This is a genomic window from Sulfuriferula plumbiphila, assembly GCF_009938015.1.
GTDB lineage: Bacteria > Pseudomonadota > Gammaproteobacteria > Burkholderiales > Sulfuriferulaceae > Sulfuriferula > Sulfuriferula plumbiphila.
On record NZ_AP021884.1, the window covers coordinates 3,044,778 to 3,063,298 of the forward strand.

Sequence of the window (18,521 nt, forward strand, 5' to 3'; positions counted from 1 at the left end):
CCAGGTATGTGGAAGCTTGCCCTGCGCAATGTCCTGCGCCACAAAGCCCGAACCGGCATGACACTATTGGCCATCATCGCTGGCGTGGTCGGCCTCATCCTGAGTGGCGGCTTCGTCCATGACATCTTCACCCAGCTTGGTGAAGCCCTTATCCATTCCCAGTCCGGCCACGTGCAACTTTCACGCACCGGCTATTTCGAGCATGGTGCCCGCAGTCCGGAGAAATACCTGATCACCGAACCCGAACCGATACGCAAGGAAATAGCCGCGATGGCCGGGGTGGATGACGTAATGGGCAGAGTCTACTTTGCCGGTTTGCTCAACAATGGCCGCTCCGATCTGCCCATCGTTGGAGAGGGCGTGGAAGCGTCCCGGGAGGCCAGACTCGGCAGCGGCATGGTGATCTCGGCGGGGCGCAGGCTTGAGGACAAGGATGAACACGGCATGATGGTTGGCTACGGCGTGGCCCACGCCCTCAAACTCAAGCCCGGAGACTGGGCAACCCTGGTGATGAACACTGCTGACGGCGCTTTGAACAGCCTCGACTTCCAGGTAGTCGGCGTCTTTCAGACCTTCTCCAGGGATTATGATGCGCGTGCGGTGCGTATCCCCCTGGCGGCTGCCCAGGATTTGCTCGCCACACATGGGGTCAACACGCTGGTGATATCCCTGAAACAGACCCGGGAAACAGAATCCATGGCAACCGCCCTGAAGAAATATATCGGGCCTGGCCTGGAAGTAAAGACCTGGCTGGAGCTGAACGACTTCTATGCCAAGACCGTGAAGATGTACGACGTGCAGTTCGGCGTGCTGCGCCTCATCATCCTGTTGATGGTGCTGTTGAGCGTGGTCAATAGCGTCAATATGAGTGTGTACGAGCGGGTGGGCGAATTCGGCACCATGATGGCGTTGGGCAATCGCAGTCGCAAGGTATTCGCCCTGATCATCGCGGAGAACACAATTATCGGTTTGGCTGGCGCCACCGCCGGCGTGGTTCTGGGCATCGTGCTGGCGCTGATCATCTCGGCCATCGGCATTCCCATGCCGCCGCCGCCCAACGCGAACCTGAGCTATATCGCTCACATCCGTGTGGTGCCTGCGGTAGTCGCCGGGGCCTTCGCGGTGGGGCTGATTGCCACCATCGTGGCCGCGCTTCTGCCGGCGGCACGGGTACATCGAATACCCGTTGTGGATGCGCTGCGGCAGAACGTCTGAGATCTTCGCGTCCGTCCCGAATGTTCCGACATCCGGGCTAGAAATCGCGGCGCAGCTCGGTGTAGACCCGGTCCTGCTTGCTGTACTGGCCGAACAAACCGGTGGGCGGCCCCCCGAACGTATCCAGCCCGAATGCCAGATGCCAGTTACGCTCGAATCCCCAGCCCACTTTGGGCCGGAACATCCAGTCACTGCGATTGAGGCTGTGCACCAGTAGCGCTTCCGCTTCCCAGTTGTGGCCGAACTTATGATTTACCAGCAAAGAAACGTCGTTCTCAATTCGGTCCGGGATGATGTTCGGATCATGATTGAAATAAACACGTTGGTAGAACTGCGTATTGATCCGGGTCTGCGCAGTGGGATTGAAATCCAGACCCACGATCCAGTCGAGCGTATTCTGTTTCACCACACCGTTGATATCGGCAGCACTCAGGGTATTGTAACTGCGCCCGCTGGTATAGACAGCTTCGGCCTTGAGCACGAAAGAACCCAAATCCTTGGCCACGGTGCCACCCGTTTGCCAGATGCGGTCATGGCTGGGGGTGAAGACGAAATACGGTGTGGGCGTGGCCACGAGTTGACGATAGAACGTCGCTTGACTATCCATGCTGCTGTAGTAGAAACCGGAAACGTCCCAGCCGTTGGTCAGCTGGGAAAGCCGCAAGCCGTAATTTGTGTTGCCCAGACGATTGCCAGGCAACACTTCGTCCCGGAACACCACCGGATAGCCTGGTGGAGTGGGCGGATAAGGGTAGAAATCCGCGCCGGATCCGGGCTGGCTGAAATCTTTCGGTTTGCCGATCCTGTCGTAACTGGGGACGGGAATCCAGATCAGTTCGGCGTGGAAGTCGTGCTTGAAATACTCGGCGCGGGCGGCCCATTGCGGGATGCGCAACACCTGGAAGTCGGGCAGGATGAATTCACGCAGGTCCCTGGCAGAGACGACGTCGGCAACGAACACGCCCACCATCTCGCCCCAGACAATCTGTTGCCGGCCTACGCGCCAATCCAGCCCGCCGCCGCTAAAGTCCAGATAGGTTTCACGCAACTGGAGTCCCAGCCGCTGGTCATCACGCACTGAATCCTGATAGAACTGGGTGAGATCGTAAACTGCGTTGTAATCCAGGCGGCCACTGGCTTTCCAGTGGATGCCCTGACCAAGCCTGCCCTCCGTGCCTAGCTCGAGACGCCCCATTACCTTTGACCAGTGCGCAGGGTCCGCATAAGTATAGGCAAGCTCGTTCTGGAAGAACCCGTGCCAGCGCGATGCCGCTTTATCCTGACCTAGCCCCTCATCGAAAAGCGACGCTTTGCTGGCCGGCGCATCCTTTCCCGTTTTGCTGGCGCCGCCATTTCCCTGCTCGGTTTTGGAGTCGACGCCGAATAGCGCATCCTTTGATTCAGACATATCCCCTGTGGGCTTCGAAATCGTTTTACCGTCTTTGTCTGCTGCAGGGGGAACATCGAAGAGGGTATCCCTGGACAGTGGCAGGTCCATGTCGCCGGCAGCCAACAGAAATGGCGCCGGCTTGCCGGGCATACTCAAAGCGTCCGTGCCCGACGCGCCCGCCAGAACTGGCGCACCCAGCGCAACCATCCCTACCACCCCCGCCAAACGTGAAATCATGCTATCCCCTCTCACTCATTCGCCAGTGTTGAATTCGTGCTGACCGATTTCCATTTCTTATCCGTCTTTATGCCGAGCATGGCGACCCGGCCATCCTCAATACGGATGAGGCGATCGGCCATGGCCATGACATGACGATCATGGGTGGAAAAGATGAAGGTGGTGCCGTAGCGCCGGTTGATTTCCTGCATCAGATTCAGGATGCTCTTGCCCGTCTTGCTGTCCAGGTTGGCCGTCGGCTCGTCGGCCAGCACGATGCGCGGATTGATCGCCAGCGCCCTCGCAATGGCCACCCTCTGCCGTTGTCCGCCGCTCAGCTGATTAGGCATGTGTTTGGCATAGCGCTCCAGCCCCACCACTTTCAGAAATCGTATCACCCGCTTGCGCCGTTCTTCGCGGCTGACTTCAGGTAACTGAAGCAGCGGGTATTCCACATTTTCCCCAGCAGTCAGCACCGGGAACAGATTGAAGGTCTGGAAGATAAAACCGGTGGTGCGAGCGCGCAAGTCAGCCAGTTCGTCAGGCGAGCGGCCGGTAACCTCGACATCGTCAATGAAGACCTTGCCACGGGTTGGATTGTCAATGCAGCCGATGATGTTCAGCAGCGTGGTCTTGCCGCTGCCGGATGGTCCGGCGATGGCCAAAAACACGCCCTCCTCGATGGAGAGTGTGATATCTTCCAGCGCAATAACCTTTTGCTCACCGAGCAAATATTCTTTGGTTACGCCTTCGACCCGGACCAGACTCATTGCATCACATCCGCGAAGGACTGCAGCGTTTGAAGGATTAATGCCATGTCCATGACCTCCCTTTTTCGTGCCGGTTTTTTAACAAGCTTCTTGATCCTGGCCCTGGCAGGCATCACCGCCGCTGCCGAGCCGCTCGCTGCGGAAGACTCTCTGGCACGCAGCATCCTGGAAAAATCCGACGAGATACGATTTCCGTCCCATGGCTTCCAGGTCGACGTCGATATCGCCAGCTCTACGCCCGGCGCGGCAACGGAAAAGCGCAAATACCGGATCCTCTCCAAGGGTAATGACAATACACTGGTCATGATACTTGAACCGGCGTCAGAACGGGGTCAGATCATGCTGATGAAAGGCCGCGATCTCTGGGTATTCATGCCCGATGTCTCCCAGCCCATCCGGCTTGGGCTGGCCCAGCGCCTCACCGGGCAGGTAGCCAACGGCGACCTGGCACGCGCCAATTTCACCGGTGATTACACTCCCAAATTGCTGCGTATCGAAAAACGGGAGGGCGAAGACTACTACGTGCTCGAACTGCGGGCCGTGGACCGGGGCGTTACCTACCATCGCGTCTTGTTATGGGTAAACAAATCCAGCTATCGGCCGCGCCAGGCCGAGTTCTACTCCCTCTCCGGCCGCCTGCTGAAGACCTGCTCCTATGAGAACTTCGAAACCATGGCCGGCAAACAGCGGCCGACACGCATGCTCATACAGGATGCCCTCAAGTCCGGCGACACGTCGGTACTGGAATACGGGAACATGAGATTGCGTGATCTCCCCGACAAAGTCTTTTCCAAAGACTATCTCAAGAAGCTTCAATAAACCTGGAGGCAGTTAGCCACGGAGGACACGGAGTAAAAACAACGGACTGCAGGCCGCCTGGCATTCACCTGCTGGGTGAGGCCATAAAAGCCCCAGGATGGCCTTTCTCCGTGCCCGCCGCGAGTTCCATGGTTTAGAACTAAGTTTTTTAGGATTATCTGAATACGGAAACTGATTCAGGAGAATGCATAATGAATAAAGCACGCCTCGCCCTGGTCACCCTGATTGCCGCAAGCTCCCTGCTCACGGCTGCCTGCGAAACCGTGAGCACCACGCAAAGCGGCACGGTCGGGGTGGATCGCAAACAAAACATGTCACCCCTGGTCTCCAGCCAGCAACTCGACCAGCAGGCATCCCTGGCTTATAGCGATTTGATAGGCAGGCAAGCCAAACAAGGCGACCTGAATCCCGACCCGGCACAGACTGCGCGCGTGCGTCGCATCGCCGAACGCCTGATTCCGCAGACCGCCGTGTTCAGGCCGGATGCGCTGAAGTGGAACTGGCAGGTCAATGTCATCCGCTCCCCGGATGTCAACGCCTGGTGTATGCCCGGGGGAAAAATCGCCATCTACACCGGCATTCTGGACAAATTAAAATTGACCGATGATGAAATCGCTGCGGTGATGGGACACGAAATCGCCCACGCGTTGCGCGAACACGCGCGTGAGCAGGCCTCCGAGCAGACGCTGGCACAACTCGGCATGCTGGGCGCAGCGCTGGCGGGCGCAGGCCAGAATACCGTCAATGCCGGCAGCCAGCTATACCAGCTCGGTATTGGTTTGCCGCATAGCCGCAGACAGGAAACCGAGGCCGATCGTATCGGTGTGGAACTCGCCGCGCGAGCCGGCTATGATCCGCGCGCCGCCGTGACGGTATGGCAAAAAATGATCCAGTTGGGCGGCAGTCGTCCGCTCGAATTCTTGAGCACCCATCCCAATCCGGAATCGCGCATGCGTGATCTGCAGCAGTATGCCGAAAAAGTAATGCCGCTGTATTTGCAGGCAAAAAAGCACTAGCCAGGCAATTTTGCCCCGGCTCAATATTGCGTATAAAATAGGCAGCCTTTTCTTCATTGCCGCCTTCTCATGCGCATTGGTTCCCACACCCTCAAGAACAACCTGATTGTCGCCCCCATGGCGGGGGTGACCGATCGGCCTTTCCGACAGCTGTGCAAGCAGATGGGGGCGGGCATGGCGGTGTCGGAGATGGTGACTTCCAACTCGCTGCTGTACGGCTCGGCCAAGACCGCACGCCGCGCCAACCATGACGGCGAAGTGGACCCGATTTCGGTACAGATTGCCGGTGCCGACCCGGCGATGATGGCGCAGGCGGCGCGTCACAATGTCGATCGCGGCGCGCAGATCATCGACATCAATATGGGCTGTCCGGCCAAGAAAATCTGCAACGTGATGGCGGGCTCGGCGTTGTTGCAGGACGAACCGCTGGTGACGCGCATTCTGGAGGCGGTAGTGAACGCAGTGCCCGGCGTGCCGGTCACGCTCAAGATTCGCACCGGCTGGGACAAGCAGCATAAAAATGCGCTCACTGTTCTGAATATCGCGCAGAACAGCGGCATCCAGGCGCTGGCGATGCACGGCCGCACCCGCGCCTGCGGTTACACCGGCAACGCCGAGTATGACACCATCGCTGCGGTCAAGGCAGCAGCGCGTATTCCCATCATCGCCAACGGCGATATCACGACGCCGGAAAAGGCAAAATTCGTGCTCGATTACACGGGTGCTGATGCAGTGATGATAGGCCGCGCTGCCCAGGGGCGTCCGTGGATTTTTCGCGAGATCGAATACTTCCTGCAAACCGGCACCCCCCTGCCCGCGCCTGAAGTAGAGGAAATCCACCGCGTGCTGCTCGATCATTTGCACGACCTCTACGGCTTTTACGGCGAGCATGCCGGGGTACGCATTGCGCGCAAGCATATCTCCTGGTACACCAGGGGCTTGCAGGATTCCGCCACCTTTCGCCAGGCCATGAACCAGCTGCAAGACGCTACCGGGCAGGAAGCGGCGGTGAATGAGTTTTTCGACCGGTGCCGCGCGCGCGGGCAGCGACTCGATTACGTCGCAACCGACAATAGCCGCCTCAACGAAACATCGCTTGCCGCCTGAGCCGGCGAGTACAGGGAGAGTCAGCAAGGTGAAAAAAGAAAACGACATTCCAGCGTGTGTAGCCCGCGCCATGGACGACTATTTCCGCGATCTGGATGGGGAAATACCTGCGGGCATATACGACATGGTGATGTCCTGCGTGGAGCAGCCACTATTGGAACAAGTCCTGCGCTTCGCCGCGGGCAACCAGACCCGCGCCGCCGAATATCTGGGCATCAACCGCAACACCCTGCGCAAGAAGATGGCGCAATACGGAATCAAGTAACCCATTTTTAGCCCCGGGGTTCCCAGAGGAGAAACATGCCGTTATCTCTAAGTTCTCTGTGAACTCCGTGGCATAGCTTTTAAATCAACAGGGCAAACAACATGGCTTTCATCCAACGTGCGCTGATCAGCGTTTCCGACAAGACCGGCGTGCTGGAACTCGCCAAAGGCTTGCGCGAATTCAACATCGAGATGCTGTCCACCGGCGGCACTGCCAGGATGCTCGCCGAGCACGGCATCCAGGTGACCGAGGTGGCGGATTACACCGGCTTCCCCGAAATGCTCGATGGCCGGGTGAAAACCCTGCACCCGAAAATCCACGGCGGCATCCTGGCGCGGCGCGACCTGGCCGAACACGCCGAAGCAGTGCGTGAGGCCGGCATCGGCTACATCGACCTGGTGGTGGTAAACCTCTACCCGTTCAGCCAGACCGTCGCCAGGCCGGACTGCGCCCTGCCCGATGCCATCGAGAACATCGACATCGGCGGCCCCGCCATGGTGCGCTCTGCTGCCAAGAACTACCAGCACGTCGCCGTGGTGACGGATCCGGCCGATTACGCCAGCGTGCTCGCCGAGCTCAAAGCCAGCCACGGCTCGCTGTCCACCGCAAGCTGCTACAACCTGGCGCGCAAGGCGTTTTCGCATACCGCCCAGTACGACAGCGCGATTTCCAATTACCTGACTGCATACGAGATGAACGGTGAACGCGCCGACTTTCCCGGCCGCCTCAACCTCAACTTCGAGCGCCTACAATCGATGCGCTACGGCGAGAACCCGCATCAGGCAGCGGCGTTCTACCGCGACCTCCATCCCGCGGCGGGGACGCTGTCGCACTACACCCAGTTGCAGGGCAAGGAATTGTCCTACAACAACATCGGCGACGCCGACGCGGCGTGGGAATGCGTCAAGACTTTCGACGCGCCTGCCTGCGTCATCATCAAGCACGCCAACCCCAGTGGCGTGGCGCTGGCGGCGGATACCTTGAGCGCCTACCGGCTGGCGTTCGCGACTGATGCCGCCTCCGCTTTCGGCGGCATCATCGCCTTCAACCGCGAAGTGGACGCTGCCACCGCCGAAGCGGTATCCGGCCAGTTCATGGAAGTGCTGATTGCACCGGCCTACAGTGCGGCAGCACTGGAACTGCTGGCGAAAAAGGCCAGTGTGCGCGTGCTCGCCGTGCCGCTCGCTGCTAGTCACAACGCGCTGGAGCTCAAACGCGTCGGCGGCGGTCTGCTGGTGCAGACGGCGGACACCTTCAACATCACCGCAGCCGATTTGAAAGTGGTCAGCCAGCGCCAGCCCGGCCCGCAGGAAATCCAGGACATGCTGTTCGCCTGGCGCGTGGCCAAGTTCGTCAAATCCAACGCCATCGTATTTGCTGCCGGCGGACGCACTCTGGGCGTGGGCGCGGGCCAAATGAGCCGGGTGGATTCCACCCGCATCGCCGTCATCAAGGCGGGCCATGCCGGCTTGCCGCTGGCGGGCTGCGCAGTGGCGTCCGACGCCTTCTTCCCGTTCCGTGACGGACTCGACGTGCTCGCCGCAGCCGGCGCCAAAGCCGTCATCCAGCCGGGCGGCAGCGTCAAGGACGCAGAAGTCATTGCCGCTGCCGACGAGCACGGAATCGCCATGGTGTTTACCGGACACCGCCATTTCCGTCACTAAGTTCAAACAGGTTAAACATGAAAGCTCTAGTCATCGGTTCCGGCGGACGCGAACACGCCATTGCCTGGCGGCTCGCCCAGTCACCGCGCATTTCCAAGGTGTTGGTTGCGCCCGGCAACGCCGGTACGGCACGCGATCCGGCACTCACCAATGTGCCGGTGAGCGCCATTCCCAGCCTGGTGGAGTTTGCCCGGCGCGAAGACGTCGCCTTCACCGTGGTCGGACCGGAAGCGCCGCTGGCCGCCGGCGTAGTGGACGCCTTTCGTGCGGCGGGCCTGAAAATTTTCGGGCCTACCCGGGCGGCCGCCCAACTGGAAGCCTCCAAGGATTTCGCCAAGGCGTTCATGGCGCGGCACAACATTCCTACCGCGAAATACCAGACTTTCAGCGCAGCGCAGGCAGCCCATGCCTACATTGATGCCAACGGCGCGCCTATCGTCATCAAGGCCGATGGGCTGGCGGCGGGCAAGGGCGTGGTGGTCGCGCAAACCCTGGCAGAAGCTCACGCTGCCGTGGACATGATGCTGGACGGTAACAAACTCGGCAGCGCTGGCGCGCGCGTGGTGATTGAGGAATTTCTCACTGGCGAGGAAGCCAGCTTCATCGTGATGTGCGACGGCGAGCACGTGCTGCCGCTGGCCACCAGCCAGGATCACAAGCGCCTGCTGGATGGCGATGCAGGCCCCAACACTGGCGGCATGGGCGCTTATTCGCCGGCACCGGTGGTCACTCCGGAAATCCATGCGCGCGTGCTGCGCGAAGTAATCGCGCCGGTGGTGGCGGGAATGAAAAAAGAAGGCGTGGCCTATACCGGCTTTCTCTATGCCGGTTTGATGATCGACGCCGCAGGCAATATCAAGGTGCTGGAATTCAACTGCCGCATGGGCGATCCGGAAACCCAACCCATCATGCTGCGCCTGAAATCCGACCTGGTCGGCATCATGGAACACGCGGTCAACGGCACGCTGGACAAAGTGGAAGCCGAGTGGGATCGGCGCACCGCGCTGGGCGTGGTGTTGGCGGCGGCGAATTACCCGGACGCGCCGCGCAGCGGCGATGTGATTGGCGGCCTGCCCAGGGATGACGGAGACTTCCACGTATTTCACGCCGGCACGGCACTCAGGGACCGCAATGTGGTGACCAGCGGCGGGCGCGTGCTGTGCGTCACCGCACTGGGCGACAGCGTGAAAATCGCCCAGCGCCGCGCCTATGAGATTGCCGACCAGATTCACTTCGACGGCTGCCAGATGCGGCGCGATATCGGTTACCGTGCAATTGACAAAAAATCCCGCTGATTCTGCGTTGCGTGGCTGGCTGAAGTCGGGTGGCGTGATTGCCTACCCCACCGAATCCTGCTATGGGCTGGGTTGCGATCCAATGAACCCGCACGCCGTCCAACGCATTCTGCAGCTCAAGGGACGACCGCAGTCCAAGGGGCTGATACTGATCGCCGCGCGCGTCGAACAACTCAAACGCTACGTGGATGCCGAAGCCTTACAGGCTGCCGGGGATTCCGGCTACTGGCCGGGTCCGGTCACCTTGCTGCTGCCCGCGACCAGGCATTGCCCGCCCTGGCTCACCGGACGCCATGACAAGCTGGCGGTACGCGTCACCGCGCACCCGGCCGCGGCCCTGTTGTGCGAACACCTGGGTACGGCGCTGGTTTCCACCAGTGCCAATCGGGCAGGCGGCAGGTCACTGAAAAACGCACGCGACTGCTACCGGATGTTCGGCGGCCAAACCCGCGTCATCCCCGGTAAAACCGGCACAGCCCGGCGCCCCAGTACCATTATTGATTTTGCCACCGGTGACATCTTGCGCAGCTAAGGAACGGGACATGAACACTGTTTCAATCAAGGAATACCTTCTGGAACTGCAGGAACTCATTGTCGAGCGCATGCAACAGATTGACGGCAAGCCCTTCCTGCGCGACAGCTGGGTGCGTCCGGAGGGCGGTGGCGGCACCAGTTGCGTACTGGAAGAGGGCCACGTACTGGAGCGTGGCGGGGTGAATTTCTCCCACGTATTCGGCGACAATCTGCCGCCTTCCGCCAGCGCGGTGCGGCCGGAACTGGCGGGGCGCAGCTTCGAAGCAATGGGCGTATCGCTGGTGTTCCACCCGCGTAATCCCTATGCCCCCACCGTGCATCTCAATGTGCGTTTTTTCATGGCCACCAAACCCGGCGCCGAGCCCGTGTGGTGGTTCGGCGGCGGCATGGATCTGACGCCGTATTACGGTTTTGAGGAGGACGCGGTACATTTTCATCGCACCTGCCGCAACGCGCTGAATCCGTTTGACGCAGCCTATTACCCGCGTTTCAAGGAGTGGTGCGACCAATACTTTTTCCTCAAGCATCGCAACGAGCCACGCGGAATCGGCGGGATTTTCCTGGATGATTTCAACGAGCGTGATTTCGATTTCAGCTTCAACCTGATACAAAGCGTGGGCGACCATTTTCTCTCCGCCTACGCGCCCATCCTGGAGCGCCGCATGGACACCCCCTATGCCGAGCGCGAACGCGATTTTCAGGCGTATCGGCGCGGTCGCTATGTGGAGTTCAACCTGGTCTACGATCGCGGCACCCTGTTCGGCCTGCAATCCAATGGCCGCGCCGAATCCATCCTGGTATCCATGCCCCCTGTCGTCAAATGGCGCTACCACTGGCAACCCGAAGCGGGCACGGCGGAGGCACGCCTGTACAGCGACTTCCTCACTGGCAAAGACTGGCTCGCCTGCAACTAACTCAATATTAAACGGCATCATGGCATCCACGCGCAGCAAACTCATTATTGCCGGTACCGGCCTGCTCACGGTGGGCGTACTGGCAGGCTTTCTCGCCTGGGAATTCACCACCTCTACCCTGCAGGCAAAATTCCTCAGCGAGTATGCCGCCCGCATGCACTACAAGCTGGAACCAGGCGCCAGCCCATCCATCCGTTTTCCGCACGACGGCCCTTATGACGTGCGCCTTGGCTATACCCGGCTGCCGGACTTCAGCAAACGCCTGACCGGTTCCGGCTTCGCTATCGCGGCGCAGGCACGCATCAGTCCGGCCATGGTGCAAATGGCCGATAACGGCCTGTTTCTGCCCTACCATGAAAAAGATCAGGGTGGCCTCACCCTGTACGACACCACCGGCGCGGTGATGTTTTCCAGCCGCACACCGCAGCGCGTATTCAACAATTTTCAGAGCATTCCGGCGCTGATCCGCAACGCGTTGCTGTTTATCGAAAACCGGGAACTGCTGTCGGCGGACAACCCAAAACGCAATCCGGCAGTGGAATGGGACCGGCTGACGCAGGCAGTGCTGGACAAGATCGTGCAGATTTTTCATCCCGCGCACGACGTGCCGGGCGGCAGCACGCTCGCCACGCAGATCGAAAAATATCGCCACTCGCCGGATGGCCTGACCTTGTCCATGGGCGACAAGCTCCAGCAAATGGCGTCTGCCTCGGTGCGCGCCTATCTGGACGGCGAGAACACCTTGCCGGCGCGGCGCCGGATAGTGCTGGATTATCTCAACACGGTTCCGCTCTCTGCCGCGCCCGGCTTTGGCGAAGTGATCGGCCTGCCCGATGCGCTGTGGGCGTGGTACGGTCTGGATTACCGCGAGGTGGTGCGGCTGCTCGACGCCAATCAGCCTGACCGCGCCACCGCCAATGCATTCAAGCATGTATTGTCGCTGTTGATTGCGCAGCGCAAGCCGTCATTTTATCTGGGCAGCAACCACAAGGCCCTGGACGACCACACCAACATCTACTTGCGCCTGATGGCCAAAGCCGGGCTGATCAGCCCGGCGCTGCGCGACGCCGCACTACCGATCCCCTTGCGCTTCAATATCCAGCGCGCAATCAGCAAGCGGGCCTTTGTCGAGCAGAAAGCCGCCAATGCCGTCCGGTCGCGGCTGGCCTCCTTGCTCGGCATGCATCGCCTGTACGATGTGGACCGCCTCGACCTGTCCGCCGGCAGCACCCTGAATGCTGCCGCGCAAAAGGCGGTAAGCCGCTTTCTGATTAATCTCAACTCGCCCGAGGGTGCGCAGGCAGTGGGTATCTATGGCAAAAACCTGCTTAGCCGCGAGAACGATCTGTCGAAGATCATTTACAGCTTTACCCTGTATGAAATCAGCCCGCAAGGCGCGCTGCTGCGGGTACAGGCGGATAATCTCAACCAGCCGTTCGACATCAACAGGGGTGCGAAGCTGGATCTGGGCTCCACTGCCAAACTGCGCACCCTGATCAGCTATCTGGAAATCGTCAGCAAGCTGCATGACGCCTATCTGCGGCTACCCGCCCAGCGCCTGCACGCAATCGCCCATCAGGATAACGATGCAATTGCCCGGTGGGCGGCTCAATACCTGCTGACAGCGCAGGACCAAAGCCTCGCCGCAATGCTCGAAGCCGCGATGAACCGCACTTATTCGGCGGATCCGTCCACAGGCTTCTTCACCGGAGGCGGCCTGCTCCATTTCGTCAACTTCAACAAGGACGACAATGGCCGCCGCATGAACCTGTGGGAAGCCACGCGCAATTCGGTCAACCTGGTCTATATCCGCGTGATGCGCGACATCGTGCGCCACTACATCGCGCAGAATCCTGGCGTAGTCGGCAAGATTCTCGAAGATGCCGGCAATCCGGCGCGCAAAACCTACCTGGAGCGCTTTGCCGACCGGGAAGGGCAGGCCTTCCTGCTGCGCTTTCATAAAAAATACCGCGGCCTGAATCCTGCCCAGGTCACCGAAAAGCTGTTTTCCGAGATGCATCCGTTGCCGCGCAGGCTGGCGGCGGTTTACCGTTATATCGCTCCGGACGCGCCATTGAATGTTTTCGCCCGCTTCCTGCGCAGCCGCGCGCCGGATGGCGCGACGCTGTCGGACACGGAAATCCGGGCGCTCTATTGGCAGCATGCGCCCGGCGCTTATTCGCTGGCCGACCGCGGCTACATCGCGCAGATTCATCCGCTGGAATTGTGGCTGGTGCGCTATCTGCGCAGCCACCCGGCCGCCACTTTTGCCGACATCGTCGCCGCCAGCCATGATCAGCGCATCGAAGTGTATAACTGGCTGTTCAGGACCAGCCGCAAAAATGCGCAGGATCGGCGCATCCACAGCCTGCTCGAAGTCGAGGCATTCCAGAACATCTATCGGGACTGGAAGCGGCTCGGCTATCCGTTTGACAGCCTGGTGCCCTCCTACGCGACCGCCATCGGCAGCTCGGCAGATCGCCCCGCCGCACTCGCCGAATTGATGGGCGTGGTGGTGAACAATGGCGTGCGCCTGCCTGCGGTATCCATCCACACACTGCACTTCGCTGCCGGCACACCCTACGAAACCGTGTTTGTGCGCCAGCAGCCGAAAGGCGAGCGCCTGCTCCCGGTCGAGCTCACCCAGATCGTGCGCCGCGCGTTGCAGGGCGTGGTGGAGCAAGGCACCGCCGCGCGCCTGAATGGCGCGTTCAAGGATGCCAGCGGCAACCGTATTATCATGGGGGGCAAGACCGGCACCGGCGACCATCGCTACAAAACCTTCGGCGCAGGCGGCAATCTGCTCACCTCGCGTGTGGTGAACCGCACCGCCACCATGGTGTTTTTCCTCGGCGACCGTTTCTTCGGCACCATGACCGCGCTGGTACCCGGCGAAGAAGCCGCCAAGTACCGCTTTACCAGTTCCTTGCCAGCACAGCTGCTCAAGGAGATGGGTCCGGCGTTAAGCAATGTGCTGGCGCCGATCGAGGCAAAAACAGCGCCCACCGCGACGACCAATGCAGTGCCCCCCAGAGCCCAACGCGAGCCCGGCGCCAAAGCAGCGGAGGCCATACTGCAACAGTCCAGGCCCGGCCCGGACAGCAGGCACAAAGACCGGCAGCAGCCAGCCGCGCGCCAGGATGAAAATCCTCCCCCAGCCAAAAAACCGGCGCCACCCATTACAGATGACAGACAGGCTCCGCTACCCACCCCCCCTGCCCCGATTGAAGACCGCCGGCCCGAGGCCGGAGAGTCCTACTGAATAAATGCCCGGGATTGGGCTGAACCCCGGCAAAGCTGTGGTGTCTTCTACAATTGGTTTAGAATAGCGCGGTTTATCGCGCGCCCACCAGGCTCATACGACTTCATGCAGCTATTCGCCTTTGGCATTAATCACCAGACCGCCCCGCTCACAGTGCGCGAGCAGGTGGCGTTCCATGCCGAACGCATGGAGGAGGCGCTGCGCGACCTGACCACCCACACACCGGTGAAGGAGGCCGCCATCCTGTCCACCTGCAACCGCACCGAGGTGTACTGCAATACCCTGCATGGTGAAGCCGCACTCGACTGGCTGGCACATTATCACCAGCTCAAGCGCGCCAGTATCGAACCCTATCTGTATGCACTCCCCCAGGCCGAAGCTGCTCGTCATGCCTTTCGTGTCGCTTCCGGCCTGGATTCGATGGTGCTGGGCGAAACCCAGATCCTCGGCCAGATGCGTCAGGCGGTGAAAACCGCCGAGCATGCCGGCACCCTCGGCATGCTGTTGCACAAGCTGTTCCAGCGCACCTTTGCGGTGGCCAAGGAGGTGCGCACTGCCACCGAAATTGGCGCCAGCTCGGTCTCCATGGCGGCAGCCGCAGTACGCCTGGCGGAGCGCATTTTCCCCAGCATTGCCGAACAGAATGTGCTGTTCATCGGTGCCGGCGAGATGATCGAACTGTGCGCCACGCATTTTGCCGCGCGCCACCCCAAACATATTCTGGTTGCCAACCGCACCGAAGAACGCGCGCACCTGCTGGCCGACCGCTATAACGGCAGCGCCATTGCGCTGACCGACCTGCCCGAGCATCTGGCGAGTTACGACGTCGTGGTGACCTGTACCGCCAGCCCGCTGCCCATCCTCGGCAAGGGCATGGTCGAGCGTGCGCTCAAGGCGCGCCGCCACCGCCCTATTTTCATGGTGGATCTGGCGGTGCCGCGCGATATTGAAACCGAGGTCGCCGAGCTGGACGACGTGTTTCTCTACACCGTGGATGATCTGGGCGAAGTGGTCAAACAAGGCATGGACAATCGCCAGGCGCATGTCAGCCAGGCCGAGGCGATTATCGAAGCCAGGGTGGAAACCTTTGTGCACTGGATGGAAACCCGTGAGCTGGTGCCCACGATCCGCGGCCTGCGCGACCATGCTGAACGTTACCGCCGCCATGAGCTGGAACGTGCACAAAAAATGCTGGCGCGTGGCGACGATCCGCGCGAAGTCATTGATGTGTTATCGCGCGCACTCACCAATAAATTCCTGCATCTGCCAACCCACGCCCTTAGCCACGCCGGCGATAACGAACGCCACGAACTGGCAACGCTGTTGTCCCGGCTTTACTCGCTCCACCACGAATGAAACCGACCTTGCTAAACAAGCTCGCTCAGATTACCGAGCGGCTGGATGAACTCAACCGTCTGCTGGCCGGCGAAACAGTGACCCGCGATCTGGACAATTACCGCAAACTCACCCGCGAGCACGCGGAAATCTCCCCGGTGGTTGCGCTTTACAAGGCTTATCGCCAGTCCGAAGCAGACATCGCCAATGCACAGGCGATGCTGGCCGACCCGGAAATGCAGGAACTGGCCGAGGCCGAAATCGAAGACGCCAGGGCACGCCTGCATCAGCTCGAAACCGAACTGCAAGCCGAGCTGCTGCCCAAGGATCCCAACGACGCGCGCAATATTTTCCTGGAAATCCGTGCCGGTACCGGCGGCGACGAATCGGCGCTGTTTTCCGCTGATTTGCTGCGCATGTACACACGCTACGCCGAGCGCCAGCGCTGGAAGGTCGAGCTGATTTCGGAAAACATGAGCGAGCTGGGGGGTTACCGGGAAGTCATCATCAAGATCGTCGGCCACGGTGCGTATTCGCGGCTCAAGTTCGAATCCGGCGGCCACCGCGTGCAGCGCGTGCCCGCCACCGAAACCCAGGGACGCATCCATACTTCGGCCTGTACCGTGGCGGTGATGCCGGAAGCCGACGAGGTGGCCGAGGTCAGCCTCAACCCCGCCGACCTGCGCATCGACACCTATCGCGCCAGCGGTGCCGGCGGCCAGCACATCAACAAGACCGATTCGGCGGTGCGCATCACCCATCTGCCCACCGGCATCGTGGTGGAATGCCAGGACGACCGTTCGCAGCACAAGAACAAGGCGCAGGCCCTGTCGGTGCTTGCCGCGCGCATCAAGGACAAGCAGCTGCGCGAAATCGCCTCCAGGGAAGCCGCCACGCGCAAATCGCTGATCGGCAGCGGAGACCGCTCCGAACGCATCCGCACCTACAATTTCCCGCAGGGACGCATCACCGACCACCGCATCAATCTCACCCTGTACAAGATCGACGCCATCATGGACGGCGATCTCACCGAACTGCTGGACGCGCTGGCGTCCGAGTATCAGGCCGAGTTGCTGGCGACGATGGGCGAGCGTTAATGTTGTCCGCAATCCGCGACCGGCTCGGCGCAGACCAGGCACAGCTGATGCAGGCACTCGCGCTGGACCCCTGCGACGCCCGCCTGGAGACACAGCTGCTGATGGCTGCAGCCCTCGGCGTCAACCGTGCGTGGCTGCTGGCGCACGGCGAGGAAATGCTCGCTCCTGCTGCGGCAGCGCGTTATGCAGATTTGCTCGAGCGCAGGCTGGCAGGTGAGCCGATCGCCTATATTTTTGGCGCAAAGGAATTCTACGGCCTGATGTTCAAGGTCAGTCCGGCCGTGCTCATCCCGCGTCCGGAAACCGAGCTGCTGGTGGAACTGGCGCTGGCGCGCATCGCAGCGGACAGGCCATGCCGGGTGCTGGACCTGGGCACTGGCAGCGGGATAATTGCAGTCACACTGGCCCGGCTGCGTCCCTTGGCTGAACTGGTTGCGCTGGATGTCAGCCCGGCGGCGCTGGCGCTGGCGCAGGAGAATGCCCGCAACCTGGAAGCAAGCAATGTGCAGTTTATTGAAAGCGACTGGTTCAGTGCACTGGGCAGTGTCGGAAAATTTGACGTTATTGTCAGCAATCCGCCCTATGTCAGCGCAGGCGATCCCCATCTTGCACATGGCGACTTGCGTTTCGAGCCGCCACACGCACTCGCCGCGGGCCCATCCGGGCGCAGCGCGCTCGCCCGGATTATCGCCCAGGCGGCGCCTAATATGGCAACCGCGGGCACGCTATTGCTGGAACATGGCTACGACCAGGGCGAATATACGCGCGCCGCACTGCAACAAGCCGGATTTCACCAATGTGTCACCTATCATGACCTCGCCGGCGTGGAGCGGGTAACGCTGGGGACTGTCGGATAAATTTACACCCTGGCCGCCATCCACGCTGTTATCATTCCCGGTCAACCCGGCATGCCTGCCATTGCGGATGCATCCGGGAGATCCCGGAGATTGGAATGTTTGTTGCTAGATATCTGCGTATACAGACATGCATGCAGGTATATAAAGGGTGGGCAATGGATAATAAAATTCATGACGAGTCACAGGCCACGGCGACCGAATCCATTGCCAAAGACAGTGTTGCCAACGATGCACGGCGCCGCTTTACCCGCACCGGTCTGGGTGCCGGTGCCGTCATCGCCACTCTCGCCAGCCAGCCGGTGCTGGGCGCTGTGCCTTACGCATGCACCATCTCTGGCCACGCGTCAGGCAACGTCTCCAGCCACGGCCAACCGACGAACTGCGCCATCTTTGGAAAGAGTCACGGCTATTGGAAAAAAACCGAAAAACACGCTTGGCCGTCACCTTTCGACCCTGAGCAGCTGTTCAAGGACGCAGGCGGCGTGAGTGGTTCACTATTGGATGTGCAGGGGATTACTACCGCCAAAACCCTGTTGGAAGTGCTAGGGCTGGATGGTGGCGACATGAGCGCACTGGCGCGTGAAGTGGTGGGCGCGATGCTTAATGCGCAAGCTTTTGCACCCGACTTCCCTCTCAGCGTGGCGCAGGTCAAAAGCATCTGGAATGAGGTGGTGACTTATAATCAATACACGGTAAAGCCAGGTGTGGCCTGGACTAGCGAAGACGTAAAAAACTACCTTGAAAGTTTGCACGACAACTGAGTCT

General features: G+C 60.5%; 16 protein-coding genes. 14 read left to right on the top strand and 2 right to left on the bottom strand.

What is annotated here, in order from left to right; genetic code table 11:
* Positions 1 to 6: 6 nt before the first annotated feature.
* A complete protein-coding gene (locus GZH91_RS15645) occupies positions 7 to 1,215 on the top strand; it encodes an ABC transporter permease (protein ID WP_147074259.1) in 1,209 nt (402 codons plus the stop codon).
* 37 nt (positions 1,216 to 1,252) lie between these two features.
* On the opposite strand, the gene GZH91_RS15650 is transcribed toward GZH91_RS15645, so the two are convergent.
* Together GZH91_RS15650 and GZH91_RS15655 are read right to left on the bottom strand one after the other, a co-directional pair.
* Positions 1,253 to 2,842: a DUF1302 family protein gene (locus tag GZH91_RS15650; protein WP_147074257.1), complete on the bottom strand. Its 1,590-nt coding sequence runs from the start codon at positions 2,840 to 2,842 to the stop codon at positions 1,253 to 1,255.
* An 11-nt stretch (positions 2,843 to 2,853) separates the two neighbouring features.
* Positions 2,854 to 3,591, bottom strand: coding sequence for an ABC transporter ATP-binding protein (locus GZH91_RS15655; protein ID WP_147074255.1), 738 nt, complete (start codon positions 3,589 to 3,591; stop codon positions 2,854 to 2,856).
* A 45-nt stretch (positions 3,592 to 3,636) separates the two neighbouring features.
* On the opposite strand from GZH91_RS15655, the gene GZH91_RS15660 reads away from it, so the two are divergent.
* The 13 genes from GZH91_RS15660 (at position 3,637) to GZH91_RS15720 (ending at position 18,517) form a co-directional block, all read left to right on the top strand.
* The gene (locus tag GZH91_RS15660; RefSeq protein ID WP_147074253.1) at positions 3,637 to 4,410 is read left to right on the top strand and encodes an outer membrane lipoprotein-sorting protein; all 774 of its coding nucleotides are present in this window, start codon (positions 3,637 to 3,639) and stop codon (positions 4,408 to 4,410) included.
* 191 nt (positions 4,411 to 4,601) lie between these two features.
* On the top strand, positions 4,602 to 5,426 hold the full coding sequence (locus GZH91_RS15665; protein ID WP_147074251.1) for a M48 family metallopeptidase: 825 nt from the start codon (positions 4,602 to 4,604) through the stop codon (positions 5,424 to 5,426).
* A 69-nt stretch (positions 5,427 to 5,495) separates the two neighbouring features.
* The gene (gene dusB, locus GZH91_RS15670) at positions 5,496 to 6,533 is read left to right on the top strand and encodes a tRNA dihydrouridine synthase DusB (RefSeq protein WP_147074249.1); all 1,038 of its coding nucleotides are present in this window, start codon (positions 5,496 to 5,498) and stop codon (positions 6,531 to 6,533) included.
* A 70-nt stretch (positions 6,534 to 6,603) separates the two neighbouring features.
* Positions 6,604 to 6,798 carry a helix-turn-helix domain-containing protein gene (locus GZH91_RS15675; protein ID WP_147074277.1) on the top strand — a complete coding sequence of 65 codons (195 nt, stop codon included), beginning with the start codon at positions 6,604 to 6,606 and terminating at the stop codon, positions 6,796 to 6,798.
* A gap of 101 nt (positions 6,799 to 6,899) precedes the next feature.
* Positions 6,900 to 8,462, top strand: a complete 1,563-nt coding sequence (gene purH, locus GZH91_RS15680; RefSeq protein WP_147074247.1) for a bifunctional phosphoribosylaminoimidazolecarboxamide formyltransferase/IMP cyclohydrolase — start codon at positions 6,900 to 6,902, stop codon at positions 8,460 to 8,462.
* Positions 8,463 to 8,479: 17 nt separating this feature from the next.
* The gene (gene purD / locus GZH91_RS15685) at positions 8,480 to 9,757 is read left to right on the top strand and encodes a phosphoribosylamine--glycine ligase (protein WP_147074245.1); all 1,278 of its coding nucleotides are present in this window, start codon (positions 8,480 to 8,482) and stop codon (positions 9,755 to 9,757) included.
* Entirely contained in the window at positions 9,732 to 10,289 is a 558-nt protein-coding gene (locus tag GZH91_RS15690) for an L-threonylcarbamoyladenylate synthase (RefSeq protein WP_332835329.1), read from the top strand. Before purD ends, GZH91_RS15690 begins: the two co-directional genes overlap by 26 nt.
* Before the next feature lie 10 nt (positions 10,290 to 10,299).
* A complete protein-coding gene (gene hemF, locus GZH91_RS15695; protein ID WP_147074241.1) occupies positions 10,300 to 11,205 on the top strand; it encodes an oxygen-dependent coproporphyrinogen oxidase in 906 nt (301 codons plus the stop codon).
* 19 nt (positions 11,206 to 11,224) lie between these two features.
* Positions 11,225 to 14,467, top strand: a complete 3,243-nt coding sequence (locus tag GZH91_RS15700) for a transglycosylase domain-containing protein (protein ID WP_147074239.1) — start codon at positions 11,225 to 11,227, stop codon at positions 14,465 to 14,467.
* Positions 14,468 to 14,572: 105 nt separating this feature from the next.
* Positions 14,573 to 15,823 carry a glutamyl-tRNA reductase gene (gene hemA / locus GZH91_RS15705; protein ID WP_147074237.1) on the top strand — a complete coding sequence of 417 codons (1,251 nt, stop codon included), beginning with the start codon at positions 14,573 to 14,575 and terminating at the stop codon, positions 15,821 to 15,823.
* A complete protein-coding gene (prfA, locus tag GZH91_RS15710; protein WP_147074235.1) occupies positions 15,820 to 16,899 on the top strand; it encodes a peptide chain release factor 1 in 1,080 nt (359 codons plus the stop codon). Before hemA ends, prfA begins: the two co-directional genes overlap by 4 nt.
* Positions 16,899 to 17,756 carry a peptide chain release factor N(5)-glutamine methyltransferase gene (gene prmC, locus GZH91_RS15715; RefSeq protein ID WP_147074233.1) on the top strand — a complete coding sequence of 286 codons (858 nt, stop codon included), beginning with the start codon at positions 16,899 to 16,901 and terminating at the stop codon, positions 17,754 to 17,756. The genes prfA and prmC overlap by 1 nt, the downstream gene beginning before the upstream one ends.
* A 155-nt stretch (positions 17,757 to 17,911) precedes the next feature.
* Positions 17,912 to 18,517 (top strand): hypothetical protein, encoded by a 606-nt coding sequence (locus GZH91_RS15720; protein WP_147074231.1) that lies wholly within the window; start codon positions 17,912 to 17,914, stop codon positions 18,515 to 18,517.
* Positions 18,518 to 18,521: the final 4 nt, after the last annotated feature.

Coding starts and splice junctions, on each gene's coding strand:
- GZH91_RS15645 (WP_147074259.1), top strand. CDS start 7: ATGTGGAAGCTTGCCCTGCGCAATGTCCTGCGCCACAAAGCCCGAACC.
- GZH91_RS15650 (WP_147074257.1), bottom strand. CDS start 2,842: ATGATTTCACGTTTGGCGGGGGTGGTAGGGATGGTTGCGCTGGGTGCG.
- GZH91_RS15655 (WP_147074255.1), bottom strand. CDS start 3,591: ATGAGTCTGGTCCGGGTCGAAGGCGTAACCAAAGAATATTTGCTCGGT.
- GZH91_RS15660 (WP_147074253.1), top strand. CDS start 3,637: ATGTCCATGACCTCCCTTTTTCGTGCCGGTTTTTTAACAAGCTTCTTG.
- GZH91_RS15665 (WP_147074251.1), top strand. CDS start 4,602: ATGAATAAAGCACGCCTCGCCCTGGTCACCCTGATTGCCGCAAGCTCC.
- dusB (WP_147074249.1), top strand. CDS start 5,496: ATGCGCATTGGTTCCCACACCCTCAAGAACAACCTGATTGTCGCCCCC.
- GZH91_RS15675 (WP_147074277.1), top strand. CDS start 6,604: ATGGACGACTATTTCCGCGATCTGGATGGGGAAATACCTGCGGGCATA.
- purH (WP_147074247.1), top strand. CDS start 6,900: ATGGCTTTCATCCAACGTGCGCTGATCAGCGTTTCCGACAAGACCGGC.
- purD (WP_147074245.1), top strand. CDS start 8,480: ATGAAAGCTCTAGTCATCGGTTCCGGCGGACGCGAACACGCCATTGCC.
- hemF (WP_147074241.1), top strand. CDS start 10,300: ATGAACACTGTTTCAATCAAGGAATACCTTCTGGAACTGCAGGAACTC.
- GZH91_RS15700 (WP_147074239.1), top strand. CDS start 11,225: ATGGCATCCACGCGCAGCAAACTCATTATTGCCGGTACCGGCCTGCTC.
- hemA (WP_147074237.1), top strand. CDS start 14,573: ATGCAGCTATTCGCCTTTGGCATTAATCACCAGACCGCCCCGCTCACA.
- prfA (WP_147074235.1), top strand. CDS start 15,820: ATGAAACCGACCTTGCTAAACAAGCTCGCTCAGATTACCGAGCGGCTG.
- prmC (WP_147074233.1), top strand. CDS start 16,899: ATGTTGTCCGCAATCCGCGACCGGCTCGGCGCAGACCAGGCACAGCTG.
- GZH91_RS15720 (WP_147074231.1), top strand. CDS start 17,912: ATGGATAATAAAATTCATGACGAGTCACAGGCCACGGCGACCGAATCC.